Consider the following 25,023-nt stretch of genomic DNA (forward strand, 5'->3'; position numbering starts at 1 on the left):
CCGGAGAGGCAGCCGGTATCTGCGGCAGGCGATCGGGGCTGAGGCGATGTCGCGGCTGCGGATCCTCGGGCAGGCGGCCGCCATAACGCTGCCTCTTGCGCTGGCCAGCGGGTTGTGGGCGCACGCCGCCTTCGAGCGCGCCGTCTCTGCGCGTGTTGCCGCCTTTGCCGAGCCGCCGGTTGCAACCGAGGTGCTCGACCGCAACGGCTGGCTGCTGCGGGCCTTTGCCGGAGAGGACGGCCGCTGGCGGCTGGCCGCGAGCGCGAGCGACGTCGACCCGCGCTTCCTCAAGATGCTGGTCGCCTGGGAGGACCGGCGCTTCGCCAGCCACGGCGGCATCGACTTGGCTGCCTTCGCCCGGGCGGCGTGGCAGGGTGTCTCCAGCGGACGCATCGTCTCCGGCGGCTCGACGCTGACCATGCAGGTCGCGCGCATGCTGAAGGCGCTGCCGACGGGTAGCCTTGCCGCCAAGGGCGAGCAGATCCTCTCCGCCGTCGCGCTGGAGCGCTCGCATTCCAAGGCGGAGATCCTGTCGCTCTATCTGCGGCTGGCGCCCTACGGCGGCAATGTCGAGGGCATCCGCGCCGCAAGCCTCACCTGGCTCGGCAAGGAGCCGCGCCGGCTGACGGCGGCGGAGGCGGCGCTGCTGGTGGCCATTCCGCAGTCGCCGGAGCGCTATCGTCCCGACCGTTTTCCGCAGCGGGCCAAGGCAGCACGCGACCGCGTGCTGAAGCGCATGCAGAACCTTGGCATCATCGATGCCCGCGAGGCGGAGCGGGCGCTGCGCGAGGCGATGCCGGAGGGCCGGCGCGAGCTGCCGATGCTGGCGGCCCACACGGCCGCCCGGCTGCATCTTGCCGAGCCCGAACGCGCAACGGTGCGGCTGACGGTCGATGGCGGCCTGCAGGAGCAGCTGGAAAGCTATGCGCGCCAGCGCGCGGCGTCGCTGCCCAAGCCGGTGAGCCTCGCCATCCTCGTTGCCGATCATCACACCGGCGAAATCCTCGCCAGCGTCGGCTCGCCGGACCTTTTCGACACCTCGCGCCAAGGTCATGTCGATCTGACGCGGGCGCTGCGCTCGCCTGGCTCGACACTGAAGCCGCTGATCTATGGCCTCGCCTTCGAGCGCGGCGTGGCGCATCCCGAAAGCCTCGTCGACGACAGCCCCGCGGCCTTCGCGGGCTACACGCCGCAGAACTTCGACCACACCTTCGAGGGCATCATCACGGCGCGCCGCGCGCTGCAGCTGTCGCGCAACTTGCCGGCGGTGGAGCTCCTGAGCGCCGTCGGCCCGGCGCGCCTCGTTGGCCGGATGAAGCGGGCCGGCGCGCGGCCGGAACTGGGCGACCGTTCCATCCCGGGCCTCGCCATCGGCCTCGGGGGGCTTGGGCTGACGCTGGAGGACCTTGTCGCAATCTATGCCGGCATCGCCGATGGCGGCCTGGCGCGGCCATTGCGCATCGAGGCTGAACAGCCGCAGGAGATCGGCGGGCGGGTCTTGTCGGAGCAGGCCGCCTGGTACGTGACCTCCGTTCTGGCTGGAGCGACGGCGACCACCAAGGGTTCGCCCGGCACCATCGCCCACAAGACCGGCACCTCCTATGGCTACCGCGACGCCTGGTCGATCGGCTACGACGGCCACCATGTCGTCGGCATCTGGCTCGGCCGTCCCGACGCGGCGCCGGTGCCGGGCCTAGTCGGCCAGGATGCGGCCGTGCCGATCATGCACGACGTGTTCGCTCGCATCGGGCCGGTGGAACGCCTGCCCGGGCCGCCTCCCGGCATCCTCGCCGCGGCCGGCAACGGCCTGCCGCCGCCGATGCGCCGCGTCGGCCGCGCTGCCGCCAAGGCGCGGGACGGGCTGGGGCCGGAGATCGTCTTCCCGCCGAACGGCGCCAATGTGGAGGCCGGCTTTGCCGAGGTCGGCGCCGGCGCCGGCATGGCGGTGACCGACCTGCCGCTGAAGGTGCGCAATGGGCGGCCGCCCTTCACCTGGTATGTCGACGGTGCGCCGGTGGCGCAGTCGGTGCTGCAGCGGCAGGCGAGCTGGCAGCCCCATGAGGCGGGTTTCGTCGACATCTCCGTCGTGGATGCAGCGGGCGCCGCGGCGCGCGCGAGGGTGCTGGTGAAATAGAACGAGTCGCTCGCTCTTGCGGTGATGTCCCACAGCGGGTGAGCCTCTCTGCAAGGGCATGGCAGAGCGACGGCTTGGCCAAAGGAGGCTGACTTGGGAGCGGATGAACCCCATCGTGGTCGCCTGATCGACCACATCCACCTCGTCGTCGCCGATATCGAGGTCAGCCGCCGGTTCTATGCCGCCATTCTCGACGCATTGGAGGTGCCGATCGCCGGACACGGGCCGGATCATTTCTGGGCTGACGAGCTTTTCGTCAGCTCACCGCTGTCAGAGCATGCGCAGGGGCAGCTGACCGGGCGTCACCACATTGGTTTTCAGGCCAAGCACCGCGAGGCGGTCATCCGCTTCCATGAGCGTGGTCTGCGCAGCGGCGGCCGGGACAACGGAGCGCCCAGCTATCGGCCATACCATCCCGGATACTTCGCAGCCTTCCTGCTCGATCCCGATGGCAACAACATAGAAGCCGTCTACCACGACAAGGCCGGCTCAGCGCCGACGGAGTGACGATCCACCTCCCATTCGGGCACGGAGCGGACCAGCGTCTTCGAACAGGATTGGTGCAATGAGATCCCGCTCAGGCGACCTCGGCTTGCCGCTTGCGCAGCAATGACAGCGCAAGCCGGTCTGAGCGCTCGCGGTGCTGGCGGTGCCAGTGTTCCGCCGCCGCCTCGTCGCGGGCGCGGAAGGCCGCGACGATCGCGCGGTGCTCGCGATTGGACTCGAGCGGCAGCGGCCGCAGGTCCTGGATGGCGACGCGGGCGCGATACTGCTGGTCCCAATAGTCGCGTAGCGTGACGCGCAGGCGTGGATTGCCGCAGGCCTCGACGATGGCGGAGTGGAAGATGTCGTCGAGCCGCGACCAGGCTGCGATGTCACCCGTCTCGGTCGCAGCGTCCATGTCGTCCATGGCGCGGTCGAGTACGCTCAAGACAGGGGACGGAACGCCGTTGCGGGCGCAGAGCCGCCCCGCCACCACCTCCAGCGCCGAGAAGACGTCGTAGATGTCGCGCAGGTCCTCTGCGGCGGGGGCGGTCACCGTCATGCCATGCCGCGGCCGCACCTCAACCAAGCCGTCCTTGGCAAGCTGGATCAGCGCCTCGCGGATCGGCGTCCGACTCATCGACAGTAGGTCGGCGACCTCCGCCTCCAGCATTTTCGTGCCCGGGGGCAGGATGTTCTGCAGGATCCTGAACTTCAGCTCGGCATAGGCGCGCTCGCGCGCCGGCAGCGTCTCGGCATATCGGTTGGACGGACGCGCCCGCACGAAGGGCTCATAGCCTTCGAAGCTGGCTAGCTCATCAAGCTGTGGCCGTGGCTCGGCGGCATCGGCGACGTCACGCCTGCCGGAGAGACTGTCACCGGCGGCACGGCCGATCGGATCAAGGGCTGCGGCCGCGCCGGCATGAGCCGACGCGGCATGATCGTCGCTGCGCTCGGTCCGGGGCAGGGAGCGCGGCACGACCTTTCCGGCCTAGTGGTTGTCGCGGGGGATGCGCGGCATCGTGCCGTCGATGCCGCCCTGCGCCAGGCGCTGATAGGCGACCGCCGGCTCCAGGACGGCACCCGTCGCCATCTGACCGACAACGGAGCGCTGCAGCTCCTGCCACGGCGTCTGGTTGGCCGGGTATTTGTAGCCGCCGGCCGCCTCCAGCGCGCTGCGGCGCTCGGCGAGCTCCTCGTCGCTGATCAGGATGTCGGCTGTCCCCCGGCCGAGATCGACCCGCACGCGATCGCCAGTCTTCAGGAGGGCAAGACCGCCGCCGGCTGCCGCCTCAGGCGAGGCGTTCAGGATCGACGGGGAGCCGGACGTGCCGGACTGGCGGCCATCGCCGATGCAGGCGAGCGACGTGATGCCCTTCTCCAGCAGATAGCTCGGCGCCCGCATGTTCACGACCTCCGCCGCGCCGGGATAGCCGATCGGGCCGGCACCGCGCATGAAGAGCACGCAGTGCTCGTCAATGCCAAGCGACGGGTCGTCGATACGATGGTGGTAGTCTTCCGGGCCATCGAAGACGATGGCGCGACCCTCGAAGGCGTTCGGGTCGGAGTTGTTGGAGAGGTACCGCTCGCGGAACTCCGGCGAGATGACGCTGAGCTTCATGATGGCGGAATCGAACAGGTTGCCGCGCAGCACGCGGAAGCCGGCATGCGTCTTCAGCGGCCGATCGAAGGTGCGGATGACGTTCTCGTCCTCGATCCGGGCGCCGCGGCAGTTCTCGCCGATCGACTTGCCGTTGACGGTCAGCGCATCCTCATGGATGAGGCCCTGGCTCATCAGCTGGTTGACCACCGCGGGCACGCCACCGGCATGATAGTAGTCCTCGCCGAGATACTCGCCGGCCGGCTGCAGGTTGACCAGGAGCGGGATCTCCTCGCCATAGGTCTGCCAGTCGTCGATCGACAGCTCGACGCCGACATGCCGGGCAAGGCCGTTGAGGTGGATCGGCGCGTTGGTGGACCCGCCGATCGCTGAGTTGACGCGGATGGCGTTGATGAAGGCCTCGCGCGTCAGGATGTCCGTCGGCTTCAGGTCCTCGGCAACCATCTCCACGATGCGCTTGCCGGTGAGATAGGAGATCTCCTGACGATCGCGGTAGGGCGCCGGGATCGCCGCCGAACCCGGCAGCTGCATGCCAAGCGCCTCGGCGAGCGAGTTCATCGTCGTGGCGGTGCCCATCGTGTTGCAGTAGCCGGTGGACGGGGCGGAGGATGCGACGAGCTTGATGAAGCCCTGATAGTCTATCTCGCCCTTGGCCATCATCTCGCGGGCCTTCCAGACGATGGTGCCGGAGCCGGTGCGCTCGCCGCGGAACCAGCCGTTCAGCATCGGTCCGACCGAGAGGGCGATCGCCGGGATGTTCACCGTTGCCGCGGCCATCAGGCAGGCGGGCGTCGTCTTATCGCAGCCGATCGTCAGCACGACGCCATCGAGCGGATAGCCGTAGAGGACCTCGACAAGACCGAGATAGGCGAGGTTGCGGTCGAGGCCGGCCGTCGGGCGCTTGCCGGTCTCCTGGATCGGGTGGACGGGAAACTCGATGGCGATGCCGCCCGCCTCGCGGATGCCCTCACGGACACGCTTGGCGAGTTCGAGGTGATGGCGGTTGCAGGGTGACAGATCCGAGCCGGTCTGCGCGATGCCGATGATCGGCTTGCCCGACTGCAGCTCCTCCTGGCTGATGCCGAAGTTGAGGTAGCGCTCAAGATAGAGCGCGGTCATGTCAGGATTGTCGGGATTGTCGAACCACGCGCGGCTACGAAGCGTCCTGCCCTGTTCCACTGCCATTTCAGCGCCTTCCATGTCCAACGCCAGCAGGCGCCGCGACTCAATTTCGCAATAACGTATACATTACGGGCGCTGAGGTGCTGACGCAATCGCCGACTTCGGCTTGCCGTCGCGATGGGTTCGGCTCTGATTGAATCGATGCCAAGAGCGGCTGCGGAAGCGCTGGTTGAGAGCGTGGCCTGAGAGCCGCTGCTTCGTCTCGCGCGGCGCGGCTTCACCGTCGATCCAGCGCAGCGTGCGGGTGAGGGCGATATGCCTGTTGAGGTCATAGGCGGGATGGCCGGCACGGCCGAGCCGCGAAAGCCGGCGCACCTCCCGGAGCAGACGATCGCGGATATCCGGGACGGCCTGACGGAAGGCCGTCGGCGACTGTAGCGCTGCAGAATCGCCGACGGTGGAGGAGACGAACCGACGCAGGAGCGCAGCAAGTTCTGCTCGTCCGCCGGCTTCGGCGGCGCTAGCGCGGTGGGCCGCGAGGTAGCGGCCGACGGCCTCCTTCAGTGTCGCATCCAGCGGTGAGGCCGTGCTTTTCTCAGTCATTGCAGCATCCGGTTGAGTGATGCCGCGACTTTGCCAAGGTGCCTCCGGGTAGAGGAAAAGATTCTGTCTTGCCGATGTGAATCCGCGCACCGTCTCCGGCTTTGCAGTGCGTTCAGCTGGCACGGAGCGCCAGTATAATAAGAAAGATTTCCTATTAACGGTCTAGGCGGCTATGGATAGAGCACAGCCAGCAAGGGCATATTGGCAGAGGGAGTAAGCGTCGATGTCCGCCTGTGAAGCCGCAACAGCCTTTCCACCAATCCTGACCAATCTGCCGGGGACCAGCAGCGCTCCGGTCTCGCGCACCATCCAGAATCGTGTTCGCTGCCGTCTGACGCGAGAGATCGCCAGCGCGGTCTTTGACATCGCCGTGAGCGACATCGATCGGCAGAACCGCGCGCAGGCCCCGATCTGCCACGCACGACACGTCGCGATGTATCTGGCGCATGTCGTGCTGCAGATGCCGCTGACGGTGATCGCCGCCGAATTCGGCCGCGACCGGACCAGCGTCGCCCATGCGGTGCGTCGCATCGAGGATCAGCGCGACGATCCCGACTTCGATGCCTTGCTGACACGGCTGGAGAGGCTGGCCGGCGCGATCGACGAAGCGCTGGGTCAGCCCGAAGGCGCCGATGGTCGGGCGTAATGGCAGGTCCGTCGTTCAACGACGCCGAGTCGCCGCTGACACGACTGGCGACGCGCCGCACCAAGCAAGGTGTCCCCTTCCTGTCCGAGGCTGAAGTGATGGCCGGCGAGCGTCTGCGGGCGGACTTCACCCGCGCGGCGCTAACCCCGTCAATCACACAGCGCTGGGAGCGTGAGCCGCGCCGGAGCGGTGTCGCCAAGGGAGCGGCCGACCTCTCCGATACGGCGATCGATGCGCGTCAGCGTGTCGACCAGGCCGTGCGCGTCATCGGCCCGGAGCTCTCCGGCGTCTGCCTCGACGTCTGCTGCTTCCTGAAGGGGGTCGAACTGGTCGAACGGGAACGCCAGTGGCCGCCGCGCTCGGCCAAACTGCTGCTGAAGGCGGGGCTCGGCATTCTGGCGAGGCACTACGGCTTCGAACGGGAGGTGTCAGGCGGCCGGCGACGATCGCATCACTGGGGTGCCGACGACTACCGGCCGACCGTCGGTGGAAAGCCTAAGTGAGGTGTTCAGGCGGCCGCGGCGAGCGCCGCCTCGGCATCGGCCTTGATACGATTGACCATGGAGCGCAGGCCATTGGAGCGCTGCGGCGTCAGATGCTCTTGGAGGCCGAGGCGCGCAAATGCGGCTTCGGCGTCCGTGGCCATGATCTCCGGTGCGCTGCGGCCGGAGAAGAGCGCCAGCGCGATGGCGACGAGGCCGCGCACGATGTGGGCATCGGACTCGCCGCGGAACTGCAGGTGCGGCGGCCGGGCGTCGTCAGCCTCGCTCACCAGCCAAACCTGGCTGACGCAGCCGGGTACCTTGTTCGCATCGTTGACGGTGCCTTCGGGCATCGGCGCGAGGGCACGGCCGAGCTCGATGAGATAGCGGTAGCGGTCTTCCCAATCGTCAAGAAGCTCAAAGTCCGCGGTGATGTCGTCGATCGTCTGCATGGGGCATCCGGCAGGCGCAGTGTCGGGGCGGCTGCGCGCTGCGTCGGCATATAGGCAAACGGGCGGCGCTTGTCAGGCCCTCGGAGCGGGCGACGGGATCGGCAGGTGACGCACCATCGAGGTTTCGGCGACAGGCGTCTCATCGATCGCGGCCGTGTCAGCCGTGTCGCTAGCGGCGGAGCGGACCGGGGCGAGGTAAGGCTGCGGAGCGCGGATGAGAGTCTCGATCGTGCCGGTCTCGACCGGATCGGTCAGCGTCGGCTCGGCCGCGGCGAAAGCCGAGCCTGCTTCGGCGGCTGCGTCGGCGGAAGCATCGCCGAGCGCCGGGCGGCCCTCAGCCTGCTCACCGACGAGGCGGTAGGCGATGATCATGCCGTCGCCAATGCGCTCACCGGCAAAGGCGGCAAGTTCCCGGCCGGTCTCGCAGGCCTGGGGCGCCCGGCTGCAGAAGCCGGTGACATCCTGAAGCGCTTCTTCGGCTCCGGCGAGCGCCTGGAACATGGAGATGTTCGGACCTTCCTTGCCGCTGCCCGGAAGCATGAAGGCGAGGAGGCCGAGCCAGAAAGCCGATTTCAGGATGAAGCGCATGTCATTGCCCCGGTCGATCGCGGCGTCCGGTCTGCCCGGCTCGTCCGCTCGAAAGCCACAATGCGCCGGCCGCTCGAATGCTGCGTTGAAACGTCGAGGCAAGTTCGATTCAAATTGTATCTATTCTCGGCGGATCGGACCCGATGCTCGAGCAAGCCGCTGGAATCGCTGCAGCATTGACGGGCTTCGCGGCTCGTTAACCAAGCCTGCAGCAACCCGACGCTCAGGCGCCCGATCGGCGACAAAACAGGCCCATCGGAAGGTCGGCGATGCCCCCGCTTATGCCTTCCTTAAATGGTTAAGCCGATGATCCATCTCAGCCAATGCGATGGTTCCGTCTTCGGGTGGAACTGCGAGTAAAGCGTAAGACAGGCGGCAGATGACAGCAGAGTCCAGGATGCATGGCAGGAGCTCGGCGACACACGCCGATGAACTCCTGGCCAGCCTCGGCGGATGGCTTGCCGCTTTGGTCGCCTCGCAGGTCCGCGCGCCGAGCGAGCGTGCACGCCATGTGACCGCATTCGCCTGGCTGATCGGATCCGGACTCGCGGCCGCCGTCGCCTCGCCGCTGCTGATCGCGACAGGGGCGAGCGTACTTGTCAGCGCGGTGCCAACCATCGCGGCCGGGCTGCTGCTGGCGGCCGCGGGCCTCCTGGCGGCGACGGGACGGCTCGACCTCATCACGGCTGCTCTGAGCCTTGTCGCGGGACTCTGTGTGACAGCCGTCGCCGGTCTTACCGGAGGTGTGCAGTCGCCGCTTCTCCTCGTGCTGATGATCGCGCCCCTGGAATGCTGGCTGGGCGGCAGCCGCCGCCTGGCTGCGGCCTCGCTCGCGGGCATCGTCGCGGCGGCCGCGGCCGCCGCAGCGCTTCATGGCCTGACCCCAGAGCCGGCGATGAGCTTGTCCGTCACCGCGGCGATCACCTGTCTCACCCTCCTCGGCTATGCCGGCTCGCTGGTCGCGCGCCTTCGGCGGAGTGGCGGCAGCGCCGCGCTGCACGAGGATCAGGATGCGTGCGAAGCCGCAGCCGTCGAAGACGTGGCTGGTCTTGCGGTTCTCCGCTTCGACAGTGCCGGCAATCTGCGTGCGGCTTCACATCCCGCCAGAGCGATGCTCGGTCTTCGAACCGAGGTGAGCCTGCCGCGGTTCGTCGAGTTGGTCCACGTGACCGACCGCATCGCCTATCTCACCGCCATGAGCGAGCTCCGCTCCGATAAGGATGCGGCGACGCTGACACTGCGGGTGCGCGACGGCCTGGAAGCCGATGGTCGGATGCGCAACGTTGAGGCGCGCCTGCGCGCGGTGCGTGACGGCGAGGGGCGGCTGGCGGCGATCGTGCTGGTGCTGAATGACATCGGCGACCGGCTGCGCGAGGATACTGTGCTGGAAACGGCGCTGGAGGCGGCCAGCCGCGCATCCTTCGCCAAGAGCCAGTTCCTCGCGGCGGTAAGCCATGAGCTGCGCACCCCGCTGAACGCCATCATCGGCTTCTCCGACATCCTCGATCAGGAATTCTTCGGAGGATTCGAGAGTCCCAAGCAGAAGGAATATGTCGGGCTGATCCGGCAGTCCGGCGAGCACCTCCTGTCGGTCGTCAACGGCATTCTCGACATCTCCAAGATCGAGGCCGGCCGCTACGAGCTGCAGCCGGAAAGCTTCGACATGGCCGACGTCATGGAGGCGACAGCCGAGATGATGCGGGCGCAGGCGGAGACGAAGGGCCTGCGCCTGGACGTCCGGCCGTACCGCGGCAGCCAGCCGATCGTCGCGGATCGACGCGCCTGCCATCAGATGCTGCTCAATCTCCTCTCGAACGCGGTGAAGTTCACCGACCGTGGGATCGTGACGCTGGAAAGCCGTGTCGAAGGCTCCACCATGATCCTCTCCGTCAGCGATACCGGGATCGGCATTGCGGCCGAGGAGATCGGCAAGCTGGGGCAGCCCTTCACGCAGGTCTCCTCCGGCCTGGCGCGCCGCTACAACGGCACGGGTCTCGGTCTTTCGCTGGTCAAGGCCTTTGCCGAACTCCACCGCGGCTCCATGGCGATCGCCAGCGAGCCGAGGGTCGGGACCATGGTCACGGTGCGCCTGCCACTCGACTGCATGCAGGTCGCCGAGGACTCACCCAATCTCAAGGAAAACGTCGTAGCACTGACCGATGCCCGCACGAAAAAAAGCCCCGATTCGCCGCAGCTCGCAACGCGCCGCTCGGCCTAGCCTGCTGCGGCGCGCCGCTAGCGGCTGCGGACGCTTGGCGGCTGCCGGCGGCCGGGCAGCGATGCGCCGTCCACTGCTGTCGGGCGGCGTCGCCGCCTTCACTGCGCTGTTCGGCTGCCTGACCGTGAACGCGCTCTACGCGCAGCCGGGACGGCATCCAAGCCCGCTGCTCGCGACACGCCTGGATGCGAGCGGCTCCTTCGCCAGCCGGTGGCTCGCCTCCGGCGAGGACGCTGCGACGATGCCGGTGCCGCTGGTGCGCGAAGTCCAGGCCGCGCTGGCTGAGACCGGCCACTACGCCGCAGTCGTGGACGGGCGCCCCGGGCCCGCGACGACGGCAGCCATCAAGGCCTATCAATCCGAGATTGGCGTCCGGGCCGATGGACAGGTTTCGCCCGTCCTCCTGAGCCAGATCCGCGCGCGAGCTGGCGGGCAGGCCGGCGGAAAGCGCAGCTCGGAGACACAGCGCGTCGCGAGCCTCGATGAGCGGATGGGCAGCGACGAGACCGGCACGATCGCGCCCGCCCGGCGTGCGGCGGCTGTGCCGGCGCAGGCGAAAGGCTCGGCCGCCCTCAGCCAGCTGCCGAAGGAGGAACTGGTGCGCCGCATCCAGAGCGGCCTCACCTCGGCTCAGGTCGCGACGCTACAGGCCGACGGCATCGTCGGCGAGCAGACGCGCGCGGCGATCCGCACCTTCGAGGCGCTCGAAGGGCTCGATGTCACCGGCACGCCGCAGCCCCGCATCCTGCAGCGGCTGATCGACATCGGCGCGGTGAACTGAGCGAGCGCTTCAAAGCCGACGCTGGCCGAGCACCAGCGGCGGCGGCTCGCCATATGCGGAACTTGCCAGCAGCCTGACCGCTCACCCGGTAGACGGCCGCTCCTGCCACCCCAGATTCGGGCTCAGAGCTGCTGCCGGAGAGCGGTGGTCGGAACCCGCAACCGGGAGCAACTGCAGGTCCATGCGCATCACCAGCGAGATCTTTGTCGCGCAGCTCGTGCGCCGCGTCTTTTCCGCGGGCGGGTTCGCCGCCGTGGGACGGCGCGGGGCGGAGGCAGCCGGTGCGATCTTCGTCCTGGTGCGGCACCGTGGGGGCGCGATCGAACTCTATGGACCCGCCGTGCAGACGGAATCGGCCGAGGACGGCAGCCGCCGCTTCATGCGTGAGGACGTTGCCGACGAGGAAGCGCTGGAGCGGCGTTTCGAGCGCGAAGCCCGCTTCGATCCCGACTTCTGGGTCGTCGAAATTGAGGTCGACAAGGCCGAAACCTTCATCGACATCGTTCCGAGCTGAGGCCGCGGGGCAGGGCCTTCCATCTGAATGGAAAGCGAGCGCGAAGGCGGCTTGGTGTCAGCCGCGGCCCGATACCTTCGAACTCTCCGCCGGAGCGGTCTTGCGGCGGCCGAACTGCGGGCGAGCGGCCGGTCGCTGCAGGCCCTCGATGTCGACCGACAGCGGCTGCAGGCTCGGCGCGCGCTTCACGGGCTGCTTGACCGAAAGGCCCAGGGCGCGACGGCAGTCTGCCACCTCCAGCGCGTCGTAGACGTCCTTCATGGTGGCGAAAGCGCGCACGTCCAGACCGATCGACGGCACCATCATCATCAGAATCGTCATCGTGTCGGCCGAGCTGGCATTCAACGCCTTGAGCGCGGTCGCGAGACGTTCGCCGGTCGCATCGCTGCGGATGGTGGTGAGCTGCTCCGGCGCAAGCGTCAGGCTGGCGGCGAGCGCCTCGTAAAAGGCATCCTGCAGGCCATCGGTCGCAAGACCGATGAGCTCCCGGATCGACAGGACTTCACCAAAACTGGCGGCCGATGCCGATGCCGATGCCGGCGCAGGCCGGCGACCCGGACGGGCAAGGCGCAGCAGCGCCTCGCGGGCGGCTGCTGCGGTCTTCTCCATGATGCCTGCGCCGTTCGATGTAAGGCGCTCCTCGGCGATGGGCGGCGCGGCGATGACCGGCTTGGGGGCGGACCGCATCTGATGCGCGGGCTGCGGGGGCACCGGCACCGGTGCAGGCGAGGCACTCACCGTCTGCTTGCGCGACGGCAGCATGGTCTCGGTCCGCGCCGCGGCCGCATTGTCGCGGGCCGTCTTGTCCCGGAACGCCTGGAGCGAGGCGTCGGCGGAGTTGCGGCCGGACAGGATGCGGCGGATGCGCTCGTCGCCGGACGCGGCAAGCGAGGCAAGATCCGTGTCCGTGAGGACGGGGCTGGCGACGAGGAACGGTGCAGAGATTTCCACCGGTGCGGTGATCAGCTTCTCGACGACGGCGCGCGGGACCCGCGGGGAATGGGATAGGGCGGCAGCCAGCGTGCGCCGCGTGTCGGCGCTGATCTTGTCCCAGGCCGGGACCACCAGCTTGCCGAAGTCACGCGCCTGCGTCTCGCTCGGAGCGCGTAACGACCCGTAAGCTGCGACAGCCGCGGAGACGATCGTATCGAACGCTTCCGCGCCGGTCTGCGTCTCCAGTGAGCGGAAAATCCGCGGCGCGGCATTCTTCATCGACGGCACCAGGCAAGCTTCGCAAAGGGTTGCTCCGGCAAAGAGAATTACGCTGAAACTCTTAGCAAGCTGTTAACCTTGCTGCTGTTTGTTAACCAGTGCGAAGCGGGCGAAGACCCACTCCTGACGTGCGATCGACCTGGTGGACGGGGGAAGACATGGCAGTGGTATTGAGCATGGCCGAGCGAAGCTCGGCGCCTCGCGGCCTCCGCGACAAGACCGTGACGTCGCTGCCGACGTCGGCGGAGATCATCATTCTGCCGTGCATCAGGCGCGAGCGCCTCGAGACGCCGAGCCACGACGACGATCCCGTTCCGGCGGCTTGTCATGGCTGAGCGGCGGCCGACCTTTGCGCGGATCGGCGGGCGCCGTGACGCCCGGCTGACCGTCAGCCAGCCCGATCGGGTACGGTCGCAGCCGTCGCGGGCTCGACCGTCCGGCAGGTGATGCCGCGCATGAACGCGTCGACGAACGGGCGTTCGCTTTCTTCCGCTACCAGAGCCCGCAGCGTCAGATAGCCCTCGTCCATCTCGATCGAGACGGGAATGGCTGTCTCCTGAGGATCCGCCTCATTTGCCTTCGCGTCGATCAACTGCTCGGCCGTGCCGACGAGAAGATCGAATTGCCCGCCAACGGCCGAGCGGTCATTGATGCTGTAGAGGTTGTCACCCTCGCGATCATAGATCGATGCCGACCAGAAGGCCGTCTTGCCCGCGGCAACGAGGCGAACCGGCCCGTCCGCCAGGGAAAAGCGGCAGCTGCCGGTCAGGAATGCCGGGTCGACGAAGGCGAAGTCCTGCCGCTCCGATCCCGACGGCTGCGCCGCCGGACCGGCGCTTTCGCTGCGCAGGCTCTCCACCCGCACGAAGACACTCGGCTCGCCAAGGCGCGACAGCCGCCCCCAGGCGTTGTTCTCGGCCAGCATCGGGATCGCCAGGATCACCGCGATGTGGACGATCGCCGCGCCGACCAATCCGACGAGTGCGAAGAAGACGATCCTAGCCATTGGCGCAGCCGTTCCGCACGATCGTCGGCATGGTCAAGTCCGCAACGCCGCTCGATGAACTTGCCGGCGTGTCGTAGAGCGTCAGCGCGAGGACGAAGGGGCCGCTGCCGGTGGTCGCCAGCCAATTGCCGGCCGCGGCCAAAGGCCCCGTCACGACGTTGAAGCTGTTGTCGTCATGCCGCAGGAGATCGCCCGAGACGGCCCAGCCGGGACGCCCTTCTCCAGGCTGGATCAGCCGGCCGTCCAGCGTGAAGGCGGCAAGCGTCCAGACCCTGGCGGGCGGCGTCTGCCCGGCAACAGCATAGCTGCATTCGCGCCGCAGCGGCGCGCCGGCCTGGTCAGTCACGGCTCGGAACACGATGCCTTCTCCGCTGCCGAGCGTCAGGTTGCCGAGATGGGCAAGCTGGGCGCGCGTATAGGGATCGGCATCAGGCGAGCCAGCCTGTGGATCCGCCAGCCATGGCCCGACGGCCTCCGTGCCGAGCTCGGAGGTCTTGTCCAGCGCCCACTGGGCGGACCAGCCGCCAAGCCCGAGGGCAAGCGCCAGCGCGAGGAAGAGCAGGATGAGAGAACGCATTCGCCGGGAGGTTCGTCCGGAGCAGGGCCGATAGGGCTCTTCTATTGGCGACGTGCCGGCTTGTCATCAAGCGGCTGCGCCGATGCGACCTTTTCCGGATCGAGCGGCGGAGCGCCGGCCAGGATGTCGGCGATCGAGCCCAGCACCTTCTGCGTCGCCGAAGTGAGCGTCGCCGGGCGGACCGGCGTCGGCGGAGCGCCCTCTGCCGACGCAACCACAGGCTTCCGCTCTTCGGGGCGCGGATTGTCCATATAGGGAATGGGCTTCAGCTCGATGCCCTGATGGGCGGCTTCCATGAAGCGCTGCCAGGCCATGGCCGGCAGCGAGCCGCCGGTCATCTTGTTGGTCGGCTTGAAGCTGTCATTGCCGAACCAGACGGCGGCCGTGAAGTTGCCGGTGAAGCCGGCGAACCAGCCGTCGCGATAGCCCTGCGTGGTGCCGGTCTTGCCGGCGACGCGCGTCATCGAGAGGAGCGCCTTGCGCGCCGTGCCGTTCTCGGCGACGCCGACGAGCATCTCGTTCATCGAGCGGGCCGCCTGCTCCGACAGGATGCGGCGGCGCGGCGGCATGTCGCGGGTCGCATCCCATAGGATGTTGCCGCTGGTATCGGAGAGCTGCAGCACAGCGTGCCGGTGCGAATCCAGGCCGCCCGCCGCGAAGACGCCATAGCCTGTCGCCTGATCGAGGACCGTCACCTCAGAGGTGCCGAGCGGCATGGTCTTGTCGCCGCGCAACGGTGACTCGACGCCCATCTCCTTGGCGAGGGCCGCGACGTTCTGGTTGCCGACCTTCTGGCCGAGCTTGACCGCGGGCACATTGAGAGAGCGCGCCAAGGCCGAGGCAAGCGTGACCTTGCCCGAGAAGGAGCGGCCGTAATTCTGCGGCGACCACCGGCCGATGGTGATCGGGCCGTCGACAATCGTATCGCCGGGTTTCATGCCCGCCTGCATGGCGGCTGCGTAGACATAGGCCTTGAAAGAGGAGCCCGGCTGGCGCAGCGCCTTGGTCGCGCGGTTGAACTGCGACACGCCGTAGTCGCGACCGCCGACCATGGCACGCACACCGCCTTCATCGTCGAGCACCACCATCGCGCCTTCGCCGACATTGTAGGACTTGCCGAACTGGCGCAGGTGATACTCCATCGACTCGTCGGCGAGCTGCTGCAGGCCGGTGTCGATCGTGGTGCGCGCGATGAAGTTGCGATGCGTGATGCCGCTCGTCTCGGCGACGCGCTGCACCTCCGCGAAGGCGAAGTCGAGGAAGTAGTCCGGCGACGCGACGGCGGAACGATCGACGGCGGTCGCGGGCTGCCGGCGTGCGGCGACCACCTGGCCCTCCGTCATGAAGTTCGCCTGCACCATGTTGGTGAGGACTTCGTTGGCGCGGGCGCGCGCCGCCGGCAGGTTGATGTGGGGGGCGTATTTCGCCGGCGCCTTGAACAGACCCGCGAGCATCGCCGCCTCGGCCAGCGAGACCTCGCGGATGTTCTTGTCGAAATAGAACTCCGCCGCGCCCGCCGCGCCAAAGGTGCCGCCGCCCATATAGGCGCGGTCGAGATACATCGCGAGGATCTCGCGCTTGCTCAAGTGCGACTCGAGCCAGAGTGAGATGAAGGCTTCCTTGATCTTGCGATCGAGTGTGCGCTCGTTCGACAGGAAGAGGTTCTTGGCGAGCTGCTGGGTGAGCGTCGAGCCGCCCTGGACGACGCCGCCCGCCCGGGCATTCTCGTTGAGAGCGCGCGCCAGGCCGAAGAAGTCGATGCCCCAGTGCTCGAAGAAGCGCCGGTCCTCGGTGGCGAGCACCGCCTTGACGAACTGGTCCGGCATCTCGTCGATCGGGATGGCGTCGGAGCGCAGAATGCCGCGCCGGCCGATCTCGTTGCCGTGCCGGTCGAGGAACAGGACGGAGTAGTCCGTCTGCTGCGGCAGGCCGTTCGCCGTCACCTTCATCGCGGGCTGGGCAAGCGCGAGCAGCACCACGAAGCCGGCAAGGCCGAGCGTCAGCCCTTCGCAGGCGAGCTCGACCACGACCTTGTTGAAGCCGCGTGCCCGGAACCGTCGCGAAGCGATGGTGATGCTTTCCCAGACCTGCGAAAAACCGTGAAAGAAGCGCCACAGGCTGCTATCGATCCAGGCATCAACCTCGATCAGGCGCGAGGGCATCCGGCGCTTCGGCTTCTGGGTCAACGGATCACGCACGCTCAACAGCCATCCCCGCTGGCCGGCATCGCTGCCGACCACATCCATGCCCCTTCGGCCAGATAGTTGAGCCATCTCTAAGGCGACAACAAGAAAAAGTCCCTAAGCCATGCCAATTTTCCCCCATGCGTGACACGAGCAACACGGACTTCTGGCGGCACAAGCGGCTGGAGCAGATGACGCCGACCGAATGGGAGCAGGTCTGCGACGGCTGCGGGCGCTGCTGCCTCAACAAGCTGGAGGACTGGGACACCGGCGAGATCGCCTGGACGCGCGTGCGTTGCCGGCTGCTCAACGACCAGACCTGCCGCTGCTCCAACTATCCCGAGCGCCAGACCATCGTGCCGGAGTGCCTGCCGCTGGATGCGACTGCAGTGCATGAGCTGACCTGGCTGCCGCCGACCTGCGGTTACCGGCTGCTGGCGGAAGGGCGCGAGCTCTACTGGTGGCACCACCTTGTTTCCGGCGATCCCGACACGGTGCACCAGGCGGGCATCTCCGTGCGCGGCCGCACGGTCAGCGAGGAGGGGATGCCGCTGGAGGAGCTGGAGGATCACCTCGCGGACTGGCCGGGCGAGGACCCGCATAGGGACTGAAGGCGCGGTCCGCCGGCGGTCACGTCCGGCATTCGCCGAGCCGAATAGGAAAATAGTCCCAATATTATACTTCGCACACCAACCCGCTGAAGGTGTAGCGTCACGTCCACCCGCAACTGCGACTCAGTGTGGAGGTTATGGCGTGTCGGAAGCAGGGCCTATTGTTTTTCGAATTGATAGCGAGGACTCGGCATGGGAGGCATTAGATTGGCTGATCCGAAACCGTGCAGAAGCACGGCACGCACGCCTTGACCTATCTGATCTCAGTTGGACGCGAGTTCATCTTAATTTTAAGGGGAAGCCGTTCGAACAGACAGTAACATCTTCCATTATGAAGGGTGTTGTTGAATTTCAGAACGATTTATACCGATCGCTATCGCTCATCCTAAAGGATGACGAGCGAATTACGAGACTAACTGACGCTGAAAAGTCAAAATCGGAACTTATCTTTAAGGTTGATAAAGGGAGTTCCGACCTAGATGCGCAAGCTGGGGATCAACTCGGACTTCTACAAATTGCGGTTGAAAAAATGAGTGGAAGACAGGTCCTTATCGCTGTCCTAACACTATTGGTGTTGTATTTCGGCTATCACGGAGTGGACTCATATTTTGAGCATAAGGTCGAGGAAAAACGGGTAGAGGCTGAGGAGAAAGGGCGACAGTTCGATATACAGGAAAGAAAAGACCTATACGACTTTGTTCAGAAGATTATCAAATCGAACCCTGATCGCAACCGTATCATCAACAATGCGTTCCGCGCCTCGCCCACAGCCGCAACTATCGGCGAGCATAACCGCCACGGCTTCGATGAAGTGATACGCAATTCCGCAGCTGCCGAGCAACTGACTATTCAGGGTACTTCCCTGAGTTCAGGCGTTATCAGCGAGATAAGACGATCCAATAGAGCCACCTCCGAGGAGGTCGTTATAAAAGATCTCTTCAGGGTCGTTGGCGTCGATTCAGACAACCCAGAATCCTACACCGTCCACCTAGAGAATGAAGATGCGTCTCAAACCATCGTTGCACAGCTAGACGATCCGCTCATCCAGTCGCGGTATCAGAAAGCCATTCAACGATCAGAGTGGTCGGACAGTCTCGTGATGGTTCACCTAACAGCCAGACGGGTTGGCGGCATGATTAAGGATGCAAAGATCACCCGAGCCTACGCGCCTCGCAAGCCACGATCTAAGAGAGCTGTCCGCTAAGGGCCCTTCTTGTCCGCCTTCTCCTCTTTCGGTGGCGGAGCCTTAGCGATACGCTCTAAGGCTGCATCAAACCGCTCTTCGCTCTCGTCAGCTTCTAGCTGGCGAGCGGCTTCGCGGAACTTGTCGACTTGAGGCGTACGGTTTTCTGGCATGGCCAAATTCTACCTGTTTTCCGATGAAGCTGGGGACTTCGAATTTGCCGCCAAGCCGAACGTCAGCAAGTATTTGATAATCTGCACAGTTTGCACACCGTCGCTCGACGTTGGCGGCGCTCTTGTCGACTTACGACATGATTTGATCCGCAAACAACATGACTTAGGCGATTGCTTCCACGCAACGTCCGACAAGCAAGAAGTCCGCGATGCAGTCTATGACACTCTGACCGCACATGAATTCACCGTTCAGGCTCAGATTTGCGACAAGTCGAAAGCATATGATCGGGTAAAGGAAAGCCGCGAGCGCTTCTACAAGTACCCGTGGTACTATCTTCTCAAGCACGGCGTATCAAAGCATGTTCCCCAAGGCTCGCACCTATACGCGACAGCCGCCTCTATCGGAACTAAGAAGGAACGCCAGACCTACATAAACAACATCAAGGATGTTCTCTGGCAGAACGTCAGAGGCGCTACTTTCTCCGTTGATTTCCGGCCAGCCATGGCAGACCCTTGCCTTCAAGTAGCCGACTACTGTGCTTGGGCTATTCAACGGAAATGGGAACGTGGAGATCGGCGGTCTTACGACCTGATACGCAGCCGCATAACTTACGAATACAGTCTGTGGCGCTAGGGTGTGGCCCGCCATATCGGCAATCTTGGCTATCTTTGCGAAGCGCCCAGGGGCTCTTTTCACCAAGCAAGGACCACAGAGGTCAATATGCACTCGGTTTGCGCCATTTCAATGATTCTTTGGCGCACCCTTACGCGCAGCAGAGATCAGGCCCCTTATAGGTGAGACGCTTGCCCTTCACGCCCTCAAGCGCCCGCTGCGCCCTCTCACCGTCAGCGCAGCCAAGCCGCATCCGGTTGTTGTAACGGAAGTCAAACTCCGCGAGGTAGCGGTGCATGTGCTTCTCGCTGCAGTGCTGGTAGATGCCCTTCATGCCGCGCTTGAAGATCGAGAACACGTTCTCGACGGTGTTCGAATGGATTGCGACGCCTTCGGCATAACGGACGTACTCACCAGCCGAGTGCTTCGTCGTTTCGTGGCCTGCGAAGATCGCGCTAGCGTCGCCATAGAGGCGGCTTTCGTCAGTATGCAGCACAGCCTCACGGGCAATGTTCTGCGTCAAGATCGCGTTCACCGTCAGCTTGTCAGCGCGATCGACATGGAACGAACGGACGTTGCCGCCACGCTCGACTAGGGCGATGACCGCGCGCTTGTTCGCCGGGCCAGACTTACCGCCCTTCGTCGGCTGCGTGTACTTCTTACGGGTCGGCTGGTACGGCGCCTTGCGGTTGCCGAAGTAGGTTTCGTCCGCTTCCACAATGCCACCAGCGCCACCCATCGGGGCAAGATCGCCCGAGCGCATGGCCTCGCGGATGCGGTGCGACAGGAACCAAGCCGACTTAAGCGTGATCTCCAGAACGCGGTGCAGCTGGTTAGAGCTGATGCCCTTCTTGCTCGCCGTCATCAGGTGGATGGCCTGCAGCCACTTGTGCAGCGGGATATGCGAGGACTCAAAGATCGTGCCGACGCGGACGGTGAACTGCTTGCGGCAGGCACCGCACTTCTTGAGGCCGTGACGAACCTTGCCCGTCTTGCCGACGACGTTCTCCAGCCGATAGACGCGCTCGCTGTTCTGGCAGTGCGGGCATACCGGGCCATGCGGCCACAGCACCTTTTCGACGTGGTCGAAGGCGGCGGCTTCATCATGGAAGTAGGCACGGGACAGAACGGACATCGGCATAAACTCCTTGATCAGGAACCTAGTCCGTCAGATTGGGTGTGTCAACTATAATATTGGGAAAATAGTCCTTGACAGCGGTGCGGTGAGGGCGTAGGGTTCAGCTACAGTCGAGAAATTGCGGACGGCGGGTGCTTCGGAAGCATCCGCCGTTTGCGTTTGGCGGGGGTGCGGATGGTCAAGGCATCGCACGGTGCGCGTCGGCTCCTCGCGGATCGGCTGCTGGCCATGCTGAGGCATGAGATCGCGACGCTGGAACGGGCCGGCCGAACCGGACGCGCCGGCATCTCATCAGCTGGCGAGGTCGTCCGGAACCGCGCGGACGCTGCCGATGACCAGGTGAATGGCGCGAGCGGGACGGACACCGGCGCCAGCGGTGCGGGAGCAAAGCCCGGCCTCCGCGGCAGCCGGACATCCAAGGGCGGGAGCGGCGGAACTGCCATGTCCCGCAAGGTCGGCGACAAGGATCCGCATTCAGGTGCCAAGGAGCGGATCGAGGCGATCGGACAGCTGACACGCACGCTGGAGAAGCTCCTGGAGCTTCGGCGGCTGGAGGCGCTGGCGCAAGCCGGTGCGAACGAGGCGTCCGACGCCGAGACGGTGGCGCTGCGGCAGGAGATGCTGAAGCGGCTAAAGGCACTCGATGCGCGCCGCCGCGCTGGGCCAAGCTTGTTCGACCCCGATGGGACTGAATTCGCAGGCGGCCGCCCGGATCGGGACGCGCCGCTTGCGACTGACGTCCGCCCGGGGACGGGGCCGGCCACCAAGGTCGCAGCGAGCGAGGTGCCTTGACCGGAGCGATAGAGACGACCGCCACAGCCGAGACGAAGGCGTCGGAGGTCGGCGACGATCTGACGCCGGCGTCGGCGGATGACACTCCCCTGACGGAGCCGCAGTTCTGGGGCGGGATGGCCACCGCTATCGAGCGAGAGTCGGCGCCGGTCCTCCGGTCCGGCATGCCCGAATGGCATAAGATCGCGCGTCTGGCGCAGCTGCCGCCGCCCGGCGCCTGGCGGCAATGGCTGATGATGGGCGGGCGCGGGTCAGGCAAGACCTTTGCCGGTGCGCAATGGCTGCGCGCTATGGCGCTCGGCGAGCCGCCCATCGCGACGGGGCCGCACGGCCGGCTGGCGCTGGTCGCGGAGACGCTCGGCGATGCACGCGAGGTGATGATCGACGGCGAGAGCGGCATCCATGCGACCTGTGTCGGCGCGCGGCCGGTGTTCGAGGCAAGCCGTAGGCGGCTCGTCTTCGCCAATGGCGCCGTGGCACAGATCTTCTCCTCCGAGGACCCGGAGGCGCTGCGTGGCTATCAGTTCGATGCCGCATGGGGCGACGAGCTTGCCAAGTGGCGCTATCCCGAGGCCTGCTTCGACAATCTGCAGCTGGGTTTGAGGCTCGGCCTGCGGCCGCGCGTGCTGTTCACCACGACGCCGCGACCGATCCCTTTGCTGAAGCGGCTGCTCGACGAGGCCGGCACGGCCGTGACGCGCATGCGCACGGCCGAAAAAACCGAGAACCTCGCTGCCGGCTTTCTGGCCGCCATGCGCGATCGCTATGGCGGTTCGCGCATCGGCCGGCAGGAGTTGGACGGCGAGTTGCTGGAGGCCCGTGACGATGCGCTGTTCGACCGCGCGGCGATCGACCGGCTGCGGGTGCGGGCGGCGCCAACCCTGCGGCGCATCGTCGTGGCCGTCGACCCGCCTGCATCGAGCAGTGCCGGTGCGGATGCCTGCGGCATCGTGGCGGCAGGCTCGGCCGACGACGGGACGATCTATGTCATTGCCGATGCCAGCCGCCAGGGCGCGAGCCCGACCGAGTGGGCGCGGGCGGCGGTGGCGCTCTACGAGCGGCTGGAGGCGGACCGCATCGTCGCCGAGGTCAACCAGGGCGGCGAGATGGTGGAGGCGGTGATCCGCACCGTCGCGCCGGACGTGCCGGTGAAGACGGTTCGCGCCAGCCGCGGCAAGTGGATCAGGGCGGAGCCGGTGGCGGCGCTCTACGAGCAGGGGCGGGTACGCCATGTCGGCAGCCTGCCGGCACTTGAGGACGAGATGGCCGACTTCGGGCCTGACGGCCTGTCGAGCGGGCGCTCGCCGGACCGGCTGGATGCCCTGGTCTGGGCCGTGACGGCTCTGGCCGCACCGACACGCGAGCCGCGCATCCGCGGCCTCTAGAGCGTTTCCGGCCGATATTGAGCCGCTCTGTTTGGCGGCTCGCCGAGGCGGTCCACGCGAAGGCTCGCGAAGGTCGTAGCGGGGCTAAGGCCGAGACGAGCCGGCGAAGTGGGCGCCCGGCGACCGCAAACCCGAAGGGCTGGGTGTATTCGGCCCGATCTCGTCGGCCCCGGTCTGCGGCCGTAGCCCCGCTACGACCTTGCCCGGCGTCTTGATCTCGAACCGAATGCCCTCCGGCAGAGCGGTTCAATACCGGCCGGAAATGCTCTGGCGCGGCCTCCAGGCGCATTACGCAAGCAAGGAGATGATGATGGGTTTGCGATCGACGCTCGCCGCGTGGCTGGGCGCGGGCGAGCTTCTGCGCGCGCCGGAGATGGCGGCGCCGGCCGAGCGGGATGCGAAATCCATCGGGCTGGCCGGCGGCAGCCTCGTCTTCACCGGTGCGGGCGAGGGCGCGGAGTGGAGCGAGCGCTCCTTTGGGGCGCTGGCGCGCGCAGGGTTTCTGCAGAATCCGATCGTTTATTGTTGCGTGCGGCTGATCGCCGAGAATGCCGCGGCCGTGCCGCTGCTCCTCTATGACGGCAGCCGGGAGGTCGAGGATCATCCGCTGCTGGATCTCCTGCGCCGGCCGAATGCGACCGAGGACGGCGCCGCGCTGCGGGAGGTGCTGTTCGGCCATCTGCTCCTGTCCGGCAACGCCTATCTGGAAGCGACGCTGCTCGGCGGCGAGGTGCGGGCGCTGCACACGCTGCGGCCGGATCGCGTCCGCATCGTCACCGGCAGCGATGGCTGGCCAGAAGCCTACGAATATCGCGTCGGATCGCGGGTGCGGCGGATCGCGGCGGAAAGCCGCGACGGGCGCGGCACGTTGCTGCACATCCGCCTGTTCCACCCGCTCGACGATGCCGAAGGGTTTTCGCCGCTCGCTGCGGCGCAGACGGCGCTCGACCTGCACAATGCGGCGGCACGCTGGAACAAGGCGCTGCTCGACAACTCGGCGCGGCCTTCCGGCGCGCTCGTCTATCAGCCGGGCGACGGCGGCGCGCTGACGCCGGACCAGTTCGACCGGCTGAAGGCGGAGCTCGAAACCGGCTATGCGGGCGCAGCGCGAGCCGGACGGCCGATGCTGCTGGAGGGCGGGCTCGACTGGAAGGCAATGGCGCTCTCGCCCAAGGACATGGACTTCATCGAGGCGCGCAATGGGGCGGCGCGCGATATCGCGCTCGCCTTCGGCGTGCCGCCGATGCTGCTCGGCATACCTGGCGACAACACCTATGCGAACTACCAGGAGGCCAACCGCGCCTTCATCCGCCTGACGGTCTTACCGCTGCTCGGGCGGCTGACCGCCTCCGTCGGCGACTGGCTCGCGGCTCAATGGCGTGAACCGCGGCTGCGGCTCGCCTTCGACCCGGACCGCATCGAGGGTCTCAGCGCCGAGCGCGAAGCCCTGTGGGCGCGGATCGGCGACGCCGACTTCCTGACCGATGCGGAGAAGCGCGAGGCGGTGGGCTACGGCCCGCGCGCCGGCGCCTGAAAGCCGATGGCTTCCGACAGGGGCGGCGGCGGCATGAGCATGTCCATCCAGACGAGGACGAATGAGTGACCAGCGAACCGATTTCCACGGCAGCGCTGTGGGCCGCCCGCATCCTGGGCGCTACAGCGGGGGCAGCGATCTCCGTCGCATACCTTCTTCCCAAGGGACGACGCGAGGCAGCCGTCCGCTTCCTCACCGGGCTCGTCACCGGCATCACCTTCGGACCGCCGGCAGGGCTGATGCTGGCGAGCCGGCTGCAGCTGGAGACGACGCTCTCGTCCGTGGAAGTGGCGGTGATGGGATCGGCTGCGGCGAGCCTTTGCGCCTGGTGGGCGCTCGGCGTGCTTTCGCGGTTCGCCGAAAGCCTGTTCCGCAAGGCCGACGGCGCGCCGAAGCAGGATGGTGAGGCGTGAGTGTGCGATCGGGACCGCTGCCGCGGCTGGGGGCCGATGGATCGGACGAGCGCGCGGTGATCCGCGGCTATGCCGCGATCTTCAATGAGCCCGACCTTTCGGGCGACCGGATCGAGCGCGGTGCCTTTTTTAGCTCGGTCGCTGCGCGCGGCGCGGCGGGAATCCGCATGCTCTGGCAGCACGATTCAGCGCGGCCGATCGGGACCTGGGTGATCGTCCGGGAAGATCGCACCGGCCTCTTTGCCGAGGGACGCATCGCCCTCGACAGCCAGCACGGGCGCGAAGCCGTCGCGCTGATCCGGGCCGGCGCGGTGGATGGCCTGTCGATCGGCTTCAAGGCCAAGCGCGCGCGCCGCGATGCCGACCGGAACCGCCGGCTGGTGGAGATCGACCTTTGGGAGATCTCCGTCGTCACCTTCCCGATGCAGGAGCAGGCCCGGATCACCGGCATCGGCGGTGAGCCGCTGCCGCCGCTGGCACTGCGGCTGGGCGATTGCGCCCGGCGCCTTGCCGCGATCGGAGGCTGATTTCGCCACCACCCACCTCAACCACGACGGAG

General features: G+C 66.6%; 26 protein-coding genes. 16 read left to right on the forward strand and 10 right to left on the reverse strand.

Translation table 11 applies throughout. The features are described from left to right. The first annotated feature begins 46 nt into the window (after window positions 1-46). Window positions 47-2,134, forward strand: coding sequence for a penicillin-binding protein 1C (pbpC, locus tag C0R46_RS01115; protein ID WP_102957744.1), 2,088 nt, complete (start codon window positions 47-49; stop codon window positions 2,132-2,134). Window positions 2,135-2,227: 93 nt separating this feature from the next. Next, window positions 2,228-2,641, forward strand: a complete 414-nt coding sequence (locus C0R46_RS01120; protein WP_102957745.1) for a VOC family protein — start codon at window positions 2,228-2,230, stop codon at window positions 2,639-2,641. Window positions 2,642-2,711: 70 nt separating this feature from the next. Here C0R46_RS01120 and C0R46_RS01125 read toward each other — a convergent pair whose 3' ends face one another. The 3 genes from C0R46_RS01125 to C0R46_RS01135 all read right to left on the reverse strand — a co-directional run bounded on the left by C0R46_RS01125 (window position 2,712) and on the right by C0R46_RS01135 (window position 5,963). Further along, window positions 2,712-3,596, reverse strand: coding sequence for a GntR family transcriptional regulator (locus C0R46_RS01125; protein ID WP_245413365.1), 885 nt, complete (start codon window positions 3,594-3,596; stop codon window positions 2,712-2,714). Window positions 3,597-3,608: 12 nt separating this feature from the next. Continuing rightward, window positions 3,609-5,423, reverse strand: a complete 1,815-nt coding sequence (locus C0R46_RS01130) for an IlvD/Edd family dehydratase (RefSeq protein WP_198598242.1) — start codon at window positions 5,421-5,423, stop codon at window positions 3,609-3,611. Window positions 5,424-5,486: 63 nt separating this feature from the next. Beyond that, window positions 5,487-5,963, reverse strand: a complete 477-nt coding sequence (locus tag C0R46_RS01135; RefSeq protein WP_102957747.1) for a hypothetical protein — start codon at window positions 5,961-5,963, stop codon at window positions 5,487-5,489. 223 nt (window positions 5,964-6,186) lie between these two features. On the opposite strand from C0R46_RS01135, the gene C0R46_RS01140 reads away from it, so the two are divergent. Further along, window positions 6,187-6,609, forward strand: coding sequence for a helix-turn-helix domain-containing protein (locus tag C0R46_RS01140; RefSeq protein ID WP_102957748.1), 423 nt, complete (start codon window positions 6,187-6,189; stop codon window positions 6,607-6,609). Beyond that, window positions 6,609-7,112: a DUF6456 domain-containing protein gene (locus C0R46_RS01145; protein ID WP_102957749.1), complete on the forward strand. Its 504-nt coding sequence runs from the start codon at window positions 6,609-6,611 to the stop codon at window positions 7,110-7,112. The genes C0R46_RS01140 and C0R46_RS01145 overlap by 1 nt, the downstream gene beginning before the upstream one ends. Before the next feature lie 5 nt (window positions 7,113-7,117). Here the strand turns inward: C0R46_RS01145 and C0R46_RS01150 are convergent, their stop codons facing one another. Next, window positions 7,118-7,543 (reverse strand): SufE family protein, encoded by a 426-nt coding sequence (locus C0R46_RS01150; RefSeq protein ID WP_102957750.1) that lies wholly within the window; start codon window positions 7,541-7,543, stop codon window positions 7,118-7,120. Between the two features lie 72 nt (window positions 7,544-7,615). Continuing rightward, complete coding sequence (locus C0R46_RS01155) at window positions 7,616-8,131, reverse strand: DUF5330 domain-containing protein (protein WP_102957751.1); 516 nt, start codon at window positions 8,129-8,131, stop codon at window positions 7,616-7,618. A gap of 397 nt (window positions 8,132-8,528) precedes the next feature. On the opposite strand from C0R46_RS01155, the gene C0R46_RS01160 reads away from it, so the two are divergent. The 3 genes from C0R46_RS01160 to C0R46_RS01170 all read left to right on the forward strand — a co-directional run bounded on the left by C0R46_RS01160 (window position 8,529) and on the right by C0R46_RS01170 (window position 11,644). After that, window positions 8,529-10,349, forward strand: a complete 1,821-nt coding sequence (locus C0R46_RS01160; RefSeq protein WP_198598210.1) for a sensor histidine kinase — start codon at window positions 8,529-8,531, stop codon at window positions 10,347-10,349. Between the two features lie 61 nt (window positions 10,350-10,410). Then, window positions 10,411-11,130 carry a peptidoglycan-binding domain-containing protein gene (locus C0R46_RS01165; protein ID WP_198598211.1) on the forward strand — a complete coding sequence of 240 codons (720 nt, stop codon included), beginning with the start codon at window positions 10,411-10,413 and terminating at the stop codon, window positions 11,128-11,130. A gap of 181 nt (window positions 11,131-11,311) precedes the next feature. After that, window positions 11,312-11,644 (forward strand): DUF1491 family protein, encoded by a 333-nt coding sequence (locus tag C0R46_RS01170; protein ID WP_102957754.1) that lies wholly within the window; start codon window positions 11,312-11,314, stop codon window positions 11,642-11,644. Between the two features lie 57 nt (window positions 11,645-11,701). On the opposite strand, the gene C0R46_RS01175 is transcribed toward C0R46_RS01170, so the two are convergent. Continuing rightward, window positions 11,702-12,856: a hypothetical protein gene (locus C0R46_RS01175; protein ID WP_102957755.1), complete on the reverse strand. Its 1,155-nt coding sequence runs from the start codon at window positions 12,854-12,856 to the stop codon at window positions 11,702-11,704. 158 nt (window positions 12,857-13,014) lie between these two features. Here C0R46_RS01175 and C0R46_RS20675 point away from each other — a divergent pair, with 158 nt between their 5' ends. Continuing rightward, entirely contained in the window at window positions 13,015-13,191 is a 177-nt protein-coding gene (locus C0R46_RS20675; protein WP_157944514.1) for a hypothetical protein, read from the forward strand. Window positions 13,192-13,244: 53 nt separating this feature from the next. Here the strand turns inward: C0R46_RS20675 and C0R46_RS01180 are convergent, their stop codons facing one another. The 3 genes from C0R46_RS01180 to C0R46_RS01190 are packed head-to-tail and all read right to left on the reverse strand — an operon-like array spanning window position 13,245 to window position 16,685. After that, the gene (locus tag C0R46_RS01180; RefSeq protein WP_102957756.1) at window positions 13,245-13,862 is read right to left on the reverse strand and encodes a DUF1254 domain-containing protein; all 618 of its coding nucleotides are present in this window, start codon (window positions 13,860-13,862) and stop codon (window positions 13,245-13,247) included. Next, window positions 13,855-14,439 (reverse strand): DUF1214 domain-containing protein, encoded by a 585-nt coding sequence (locus C0R46_RS01185; protein WP_102957757.1) that lies wholly within the window; start codon window positions 14,437-14,439, stop codon window positions 13,855-13,857. Before C0R46_RS01185 ends, C0R46_RS01180 begins: the two co-directional genes overlap by 8 nt. A 41-nt stretch (window positions 14,440-14,480) precedes the next feature. Further along, window positions 14,481-16,685, reverse strand: coding sequence for a transglycosylase domain-containing protein (locus tag C0R46_RS01190; RefSeq protein WP_102957758.1), 2,205 nt, complete (start codon window positions 16,683-16,685; stop codon window positions 14,481-14,483). Window positions 16,686-16,762: 77 nt separating this feature from the next. Here C0R46_RS01190 and C0R46_RS01195 point away from each other — a divergent pair, with 77 nt between their 5' ends. From C0R46_RS01195 to C0R46_RS01200, 3 genes are all read left to right on the forward strand, one after another. After that, window positions 16,763-17,233: a YcgN family cysteine cluster protein gene (locus tag C0R46_RS01195; protein WP_102957759.1), complete on the forward strand. Its 471-nt coding sequence runs from the start codon at window positions 16,763-16,765 to the stop codon at window positions 17,231-17,233. A 142-nt stretch (window positions 17,234-17,375) separates the two neighbouring features. Then, the gene (locus C0R46_RS20680; RefSeq protein WP_157944515.1) at window positions 17,376-18,437 is read left to right on the forward strand and encodes a hypothetical protein; all 1,062 of its coding nucleotides are present in this window, start codon (window positions 17,376-17,378) and stop codon (window positions 18,435-18,437) included. A 150-nt stretch (window positions 18,438-18,587) separates the two neighbouring features. Continuing rightward, window positions 18,588-19,223 carry a DUF3800 domain-containing protein gene (locus C0R46_RS01200; protein ID WP_102957760.1) on the forward strand — a complete coding sequence of 212 codons (636 nt, stop codon included), beginning with the start codon at window positions 18,588-18,590 and terminating at the stop codon, window positions 19,221-19,223. A 130-nt stretch (window positions 19,224-19,353) separates the two neighbouring features. On the opposite strand, the gene C0R46_RS01205 is transcribed toward C0R46_RS01200, so the two are convergent. After that, window positions 19,354-20,337, reverse strand: a complete 984-nt coding sequence (locus C0R46_RS01205) for an IS1595 family transposase (protein ID WP_102958547.1) — start codon at window positions 20,335-20,337, stop codon at window positions 19,354-19,356. Between the two features lie 444 nt (window positions 20,338-20,781). Between C0R46_RS01205 and C0R46_RS20685 the strand changes: the two genes are divergently transcribed. The 5 genes from C0R46_RS20685 to C0R46_RS01230 all read left to right on the forward strand — a co-directional run bounded on the left by C0R46_RS20685 (window position 20,782) and on the right by C0R46_RS01230 (window position 24,991). After that, window positions 20,782-21,132 (forward strand): hypothetical protein, encoded by a 351-nt coding sequence (locus C0R46_RS20685; RefSeq protein WP_157944516.1) that lies wholly within the window; start codon window positions 20,782-20,784, stop codon window positions 21,130-21,132. Window positions 21,133-21,248: 116 nt separating this feature from the next. Continuing rightward, window positions 21,249-22,517, forward strand: a complete 1,269-nt coding sequence (locus C0R46_RS01215) for a DNA-packaging protein (protein ID WP_102958548.1) — start codon at window positions 21,249-21,251, stop codon at window positions 22,515-22,517. Window positions 22,518-22,890: 373 nt separating this feature from the next. Beyond that, a complete protein-coding gene (locus C0R46_RS01220; RefSeq protein WP_102958549.1) occupies window positions 22,891-24,051 on the forward strand; it encodes a phage portal protein in 1,161 nt (386 codons plus the stop codon). A gap of 65 nt (window positions 24,052-24,116) precedes the next feature. After that, the gene (locus tag C0R46_RS01225) at window positions 24,117-24,464 is read left to right on the forward strand and encodes a DUF6107 family protein (protein ID WP_102957762.1); all 348 of its coding nucleotides are present in this window, start codon (window positions 24,117-24,119) and stop codon (window positions 24,462-24,464) included. Beyond that, on the forward strand, window positions 24,461-24,991 hold the full coding sequence (locus tag C0R46_RS01230) for an HK97 family phage prohead protease (RefSeq protein WP_245413367.1): 531 nt from the start codon (window positions 24,461-24,463) through the stop codon (window positions 24,989-24,991). The genes C0R46_RS01225 and C0R46_RS01230 overlap by 4 nt, the downstream gene beginning before the upstream one ends. Window positions 24,992-25,023 lie beyond the last annotated feature (32 nt).

Origin of the sequence: Mangrovicella endophytica, assembly GCF_002893625.1 — a bacterium.
GTDB lineage: Bacteria > Pseudomonadota > Alphaproteobacteria > Rhizobiales > Rhizobiaceae > Mangrovicella > Mangrovicella endophytica.

Coding starts and splice junctions, on each gene's coding strand:
- C0R46_RS01135 (WP_102957747.1), bottom strand. CDS start 5,963: ATGACTGAGAAAAGCACGGCCTCACCGCTGGATGCGACACTGAAGGAG.
- C0R46_RS20685 (WP_157944516.1), top strand. CDS start 20,782: ATGTCCCGCAAGGTCGGCGACAAGGATCCGCATTCAGGTGCCAAGGAG.
- C0R46_RS01145 (WP_102957749.1), top strand. CDS start 6,609: ATGGCAGGTCCGTCGTTCAACGACGCCGAGTCGCCGCTGACACGACTG.
- C0R46_RS01155 (WP_102957751.1), bottom strand. CDS start 8,131: ATGCGCTTCATCCTGAAATCGGCTTTCTGGCTCGGCCTCCTCGCCTTC.
- C0R46_RS01215 (WP_102958548.1), top strand. CDS start 21,249: ATGGCCACCGCTATCGAGCGAGAGTCGGCGCCGGTCCTCCGGTCCGGC.
- C0R46_RS01170 (WP_102957754.1), top strand. CDS start 11,312: ATGCGCATCACCAGCGAGATCTTTGTCGCGCAGCTCGTGCGCCGCGTC.
- C0R46_RS01140 (WP_102957748.1), top strand. CDS start 6,187: ATGTCCGCCTGTGAAGCCGCAACAGCCTTTCCACCAATCCTGACCAAT.
- C0R46_RS20675 (WP_157944514.1), top strand. CDS start 13,015: ATGGCAGTGGTATTGAGCATGGCCGAGCGAAGCTCGGCGCCTCGCGGC.
- C0R46_RS01185 (WP_102957757.1), bottom strand. CDS start 14,439: ATGCGTTCTCTCATCCTGCTCTTCCTCGCGCTGGCGCTTGCCCTCGGG.
- C0R46_RS01130 (WP_198598242.1), bottom strand. CDS start 5,423: ATGGCAGTGGAACAGGGCAGGACGCTTCGTAGCCGCGCGTGGTTCGAC.
- C0R46_RS01165 (WP_198598211.1), top strand. CDS start 10,411: ATGCGCCGTCCACTGCTGTCGGGCGGCGTCGCCGCCTTCACTGCGCTG.
- C0R46_RS01190 (WP_102957758.1), bottom strand. CDS start 16,685: ATGGATGTGGTCGGCAGCGATGCCGGCCAGCGGGGATGGCTGTTGAGC.
- C0R46_RS01160 (WP_198598210.1), top strand. CDS start 8,529: ATGCATGGCAGGAGCTCGGCGACACACGCCGATGAACTCCTGGCCAGC.
- C0R46_RS01200 (WP_102957760.1), top strand. CDS start 18,588: ATGGCCAAATTCTACCTGTTTTCCGATGAAGCTGGGGACTTCGAATTT.
- C0R46_RS01175 (WP_102957755.1), bottom strand. CDS start 12,856: ATGAAGAATGCCGCGCCGCGGATTTTCCGCTCACTGGAGACGCAGACC.
- C0R46_RS01150 (WP_102957750.1), bottom strand. CDS start 7,543: ATGCAGACGATCGACGACATCACCGCGGACTTTGAGCTTCTTGACGAT.
- C0R46_RS01205 (WP_102958547.1), bottom strand. CDS start 20,337: ATGTCCGTTCTGTCCCGTGCCTACTTCCATGATGAAGCCGCCGCCTTC.
- C0R46_RS01195 (WP_102957759.1), top strand. CDS start 16,763: ATGCGTGACACGAGCAACACGGACTTCTGGCGGCACAAGCGGCTGGAG.
- C0R46_RS01180 (WP_102957756.1), bottom strand. CDS start 13,862: ATGGCTAGGATCGTCTTCTTCGCACTCGTCGGATTGGTCGGCGCGGCG.
- pbpC (WP_102957744.1), top strand. CDS start 47: ATGTCGCGGCTGCGGATCCTCGGGCAGGCGGCCGCCATAACGCTGCCT.
- C0R46_RS01220 (WP_102958549.1), top strand. CDS start 22,891: ATGGCGGCGCCGGCCGAGCGGGATGCGAAATCCATCGGGCTGGCCGGC.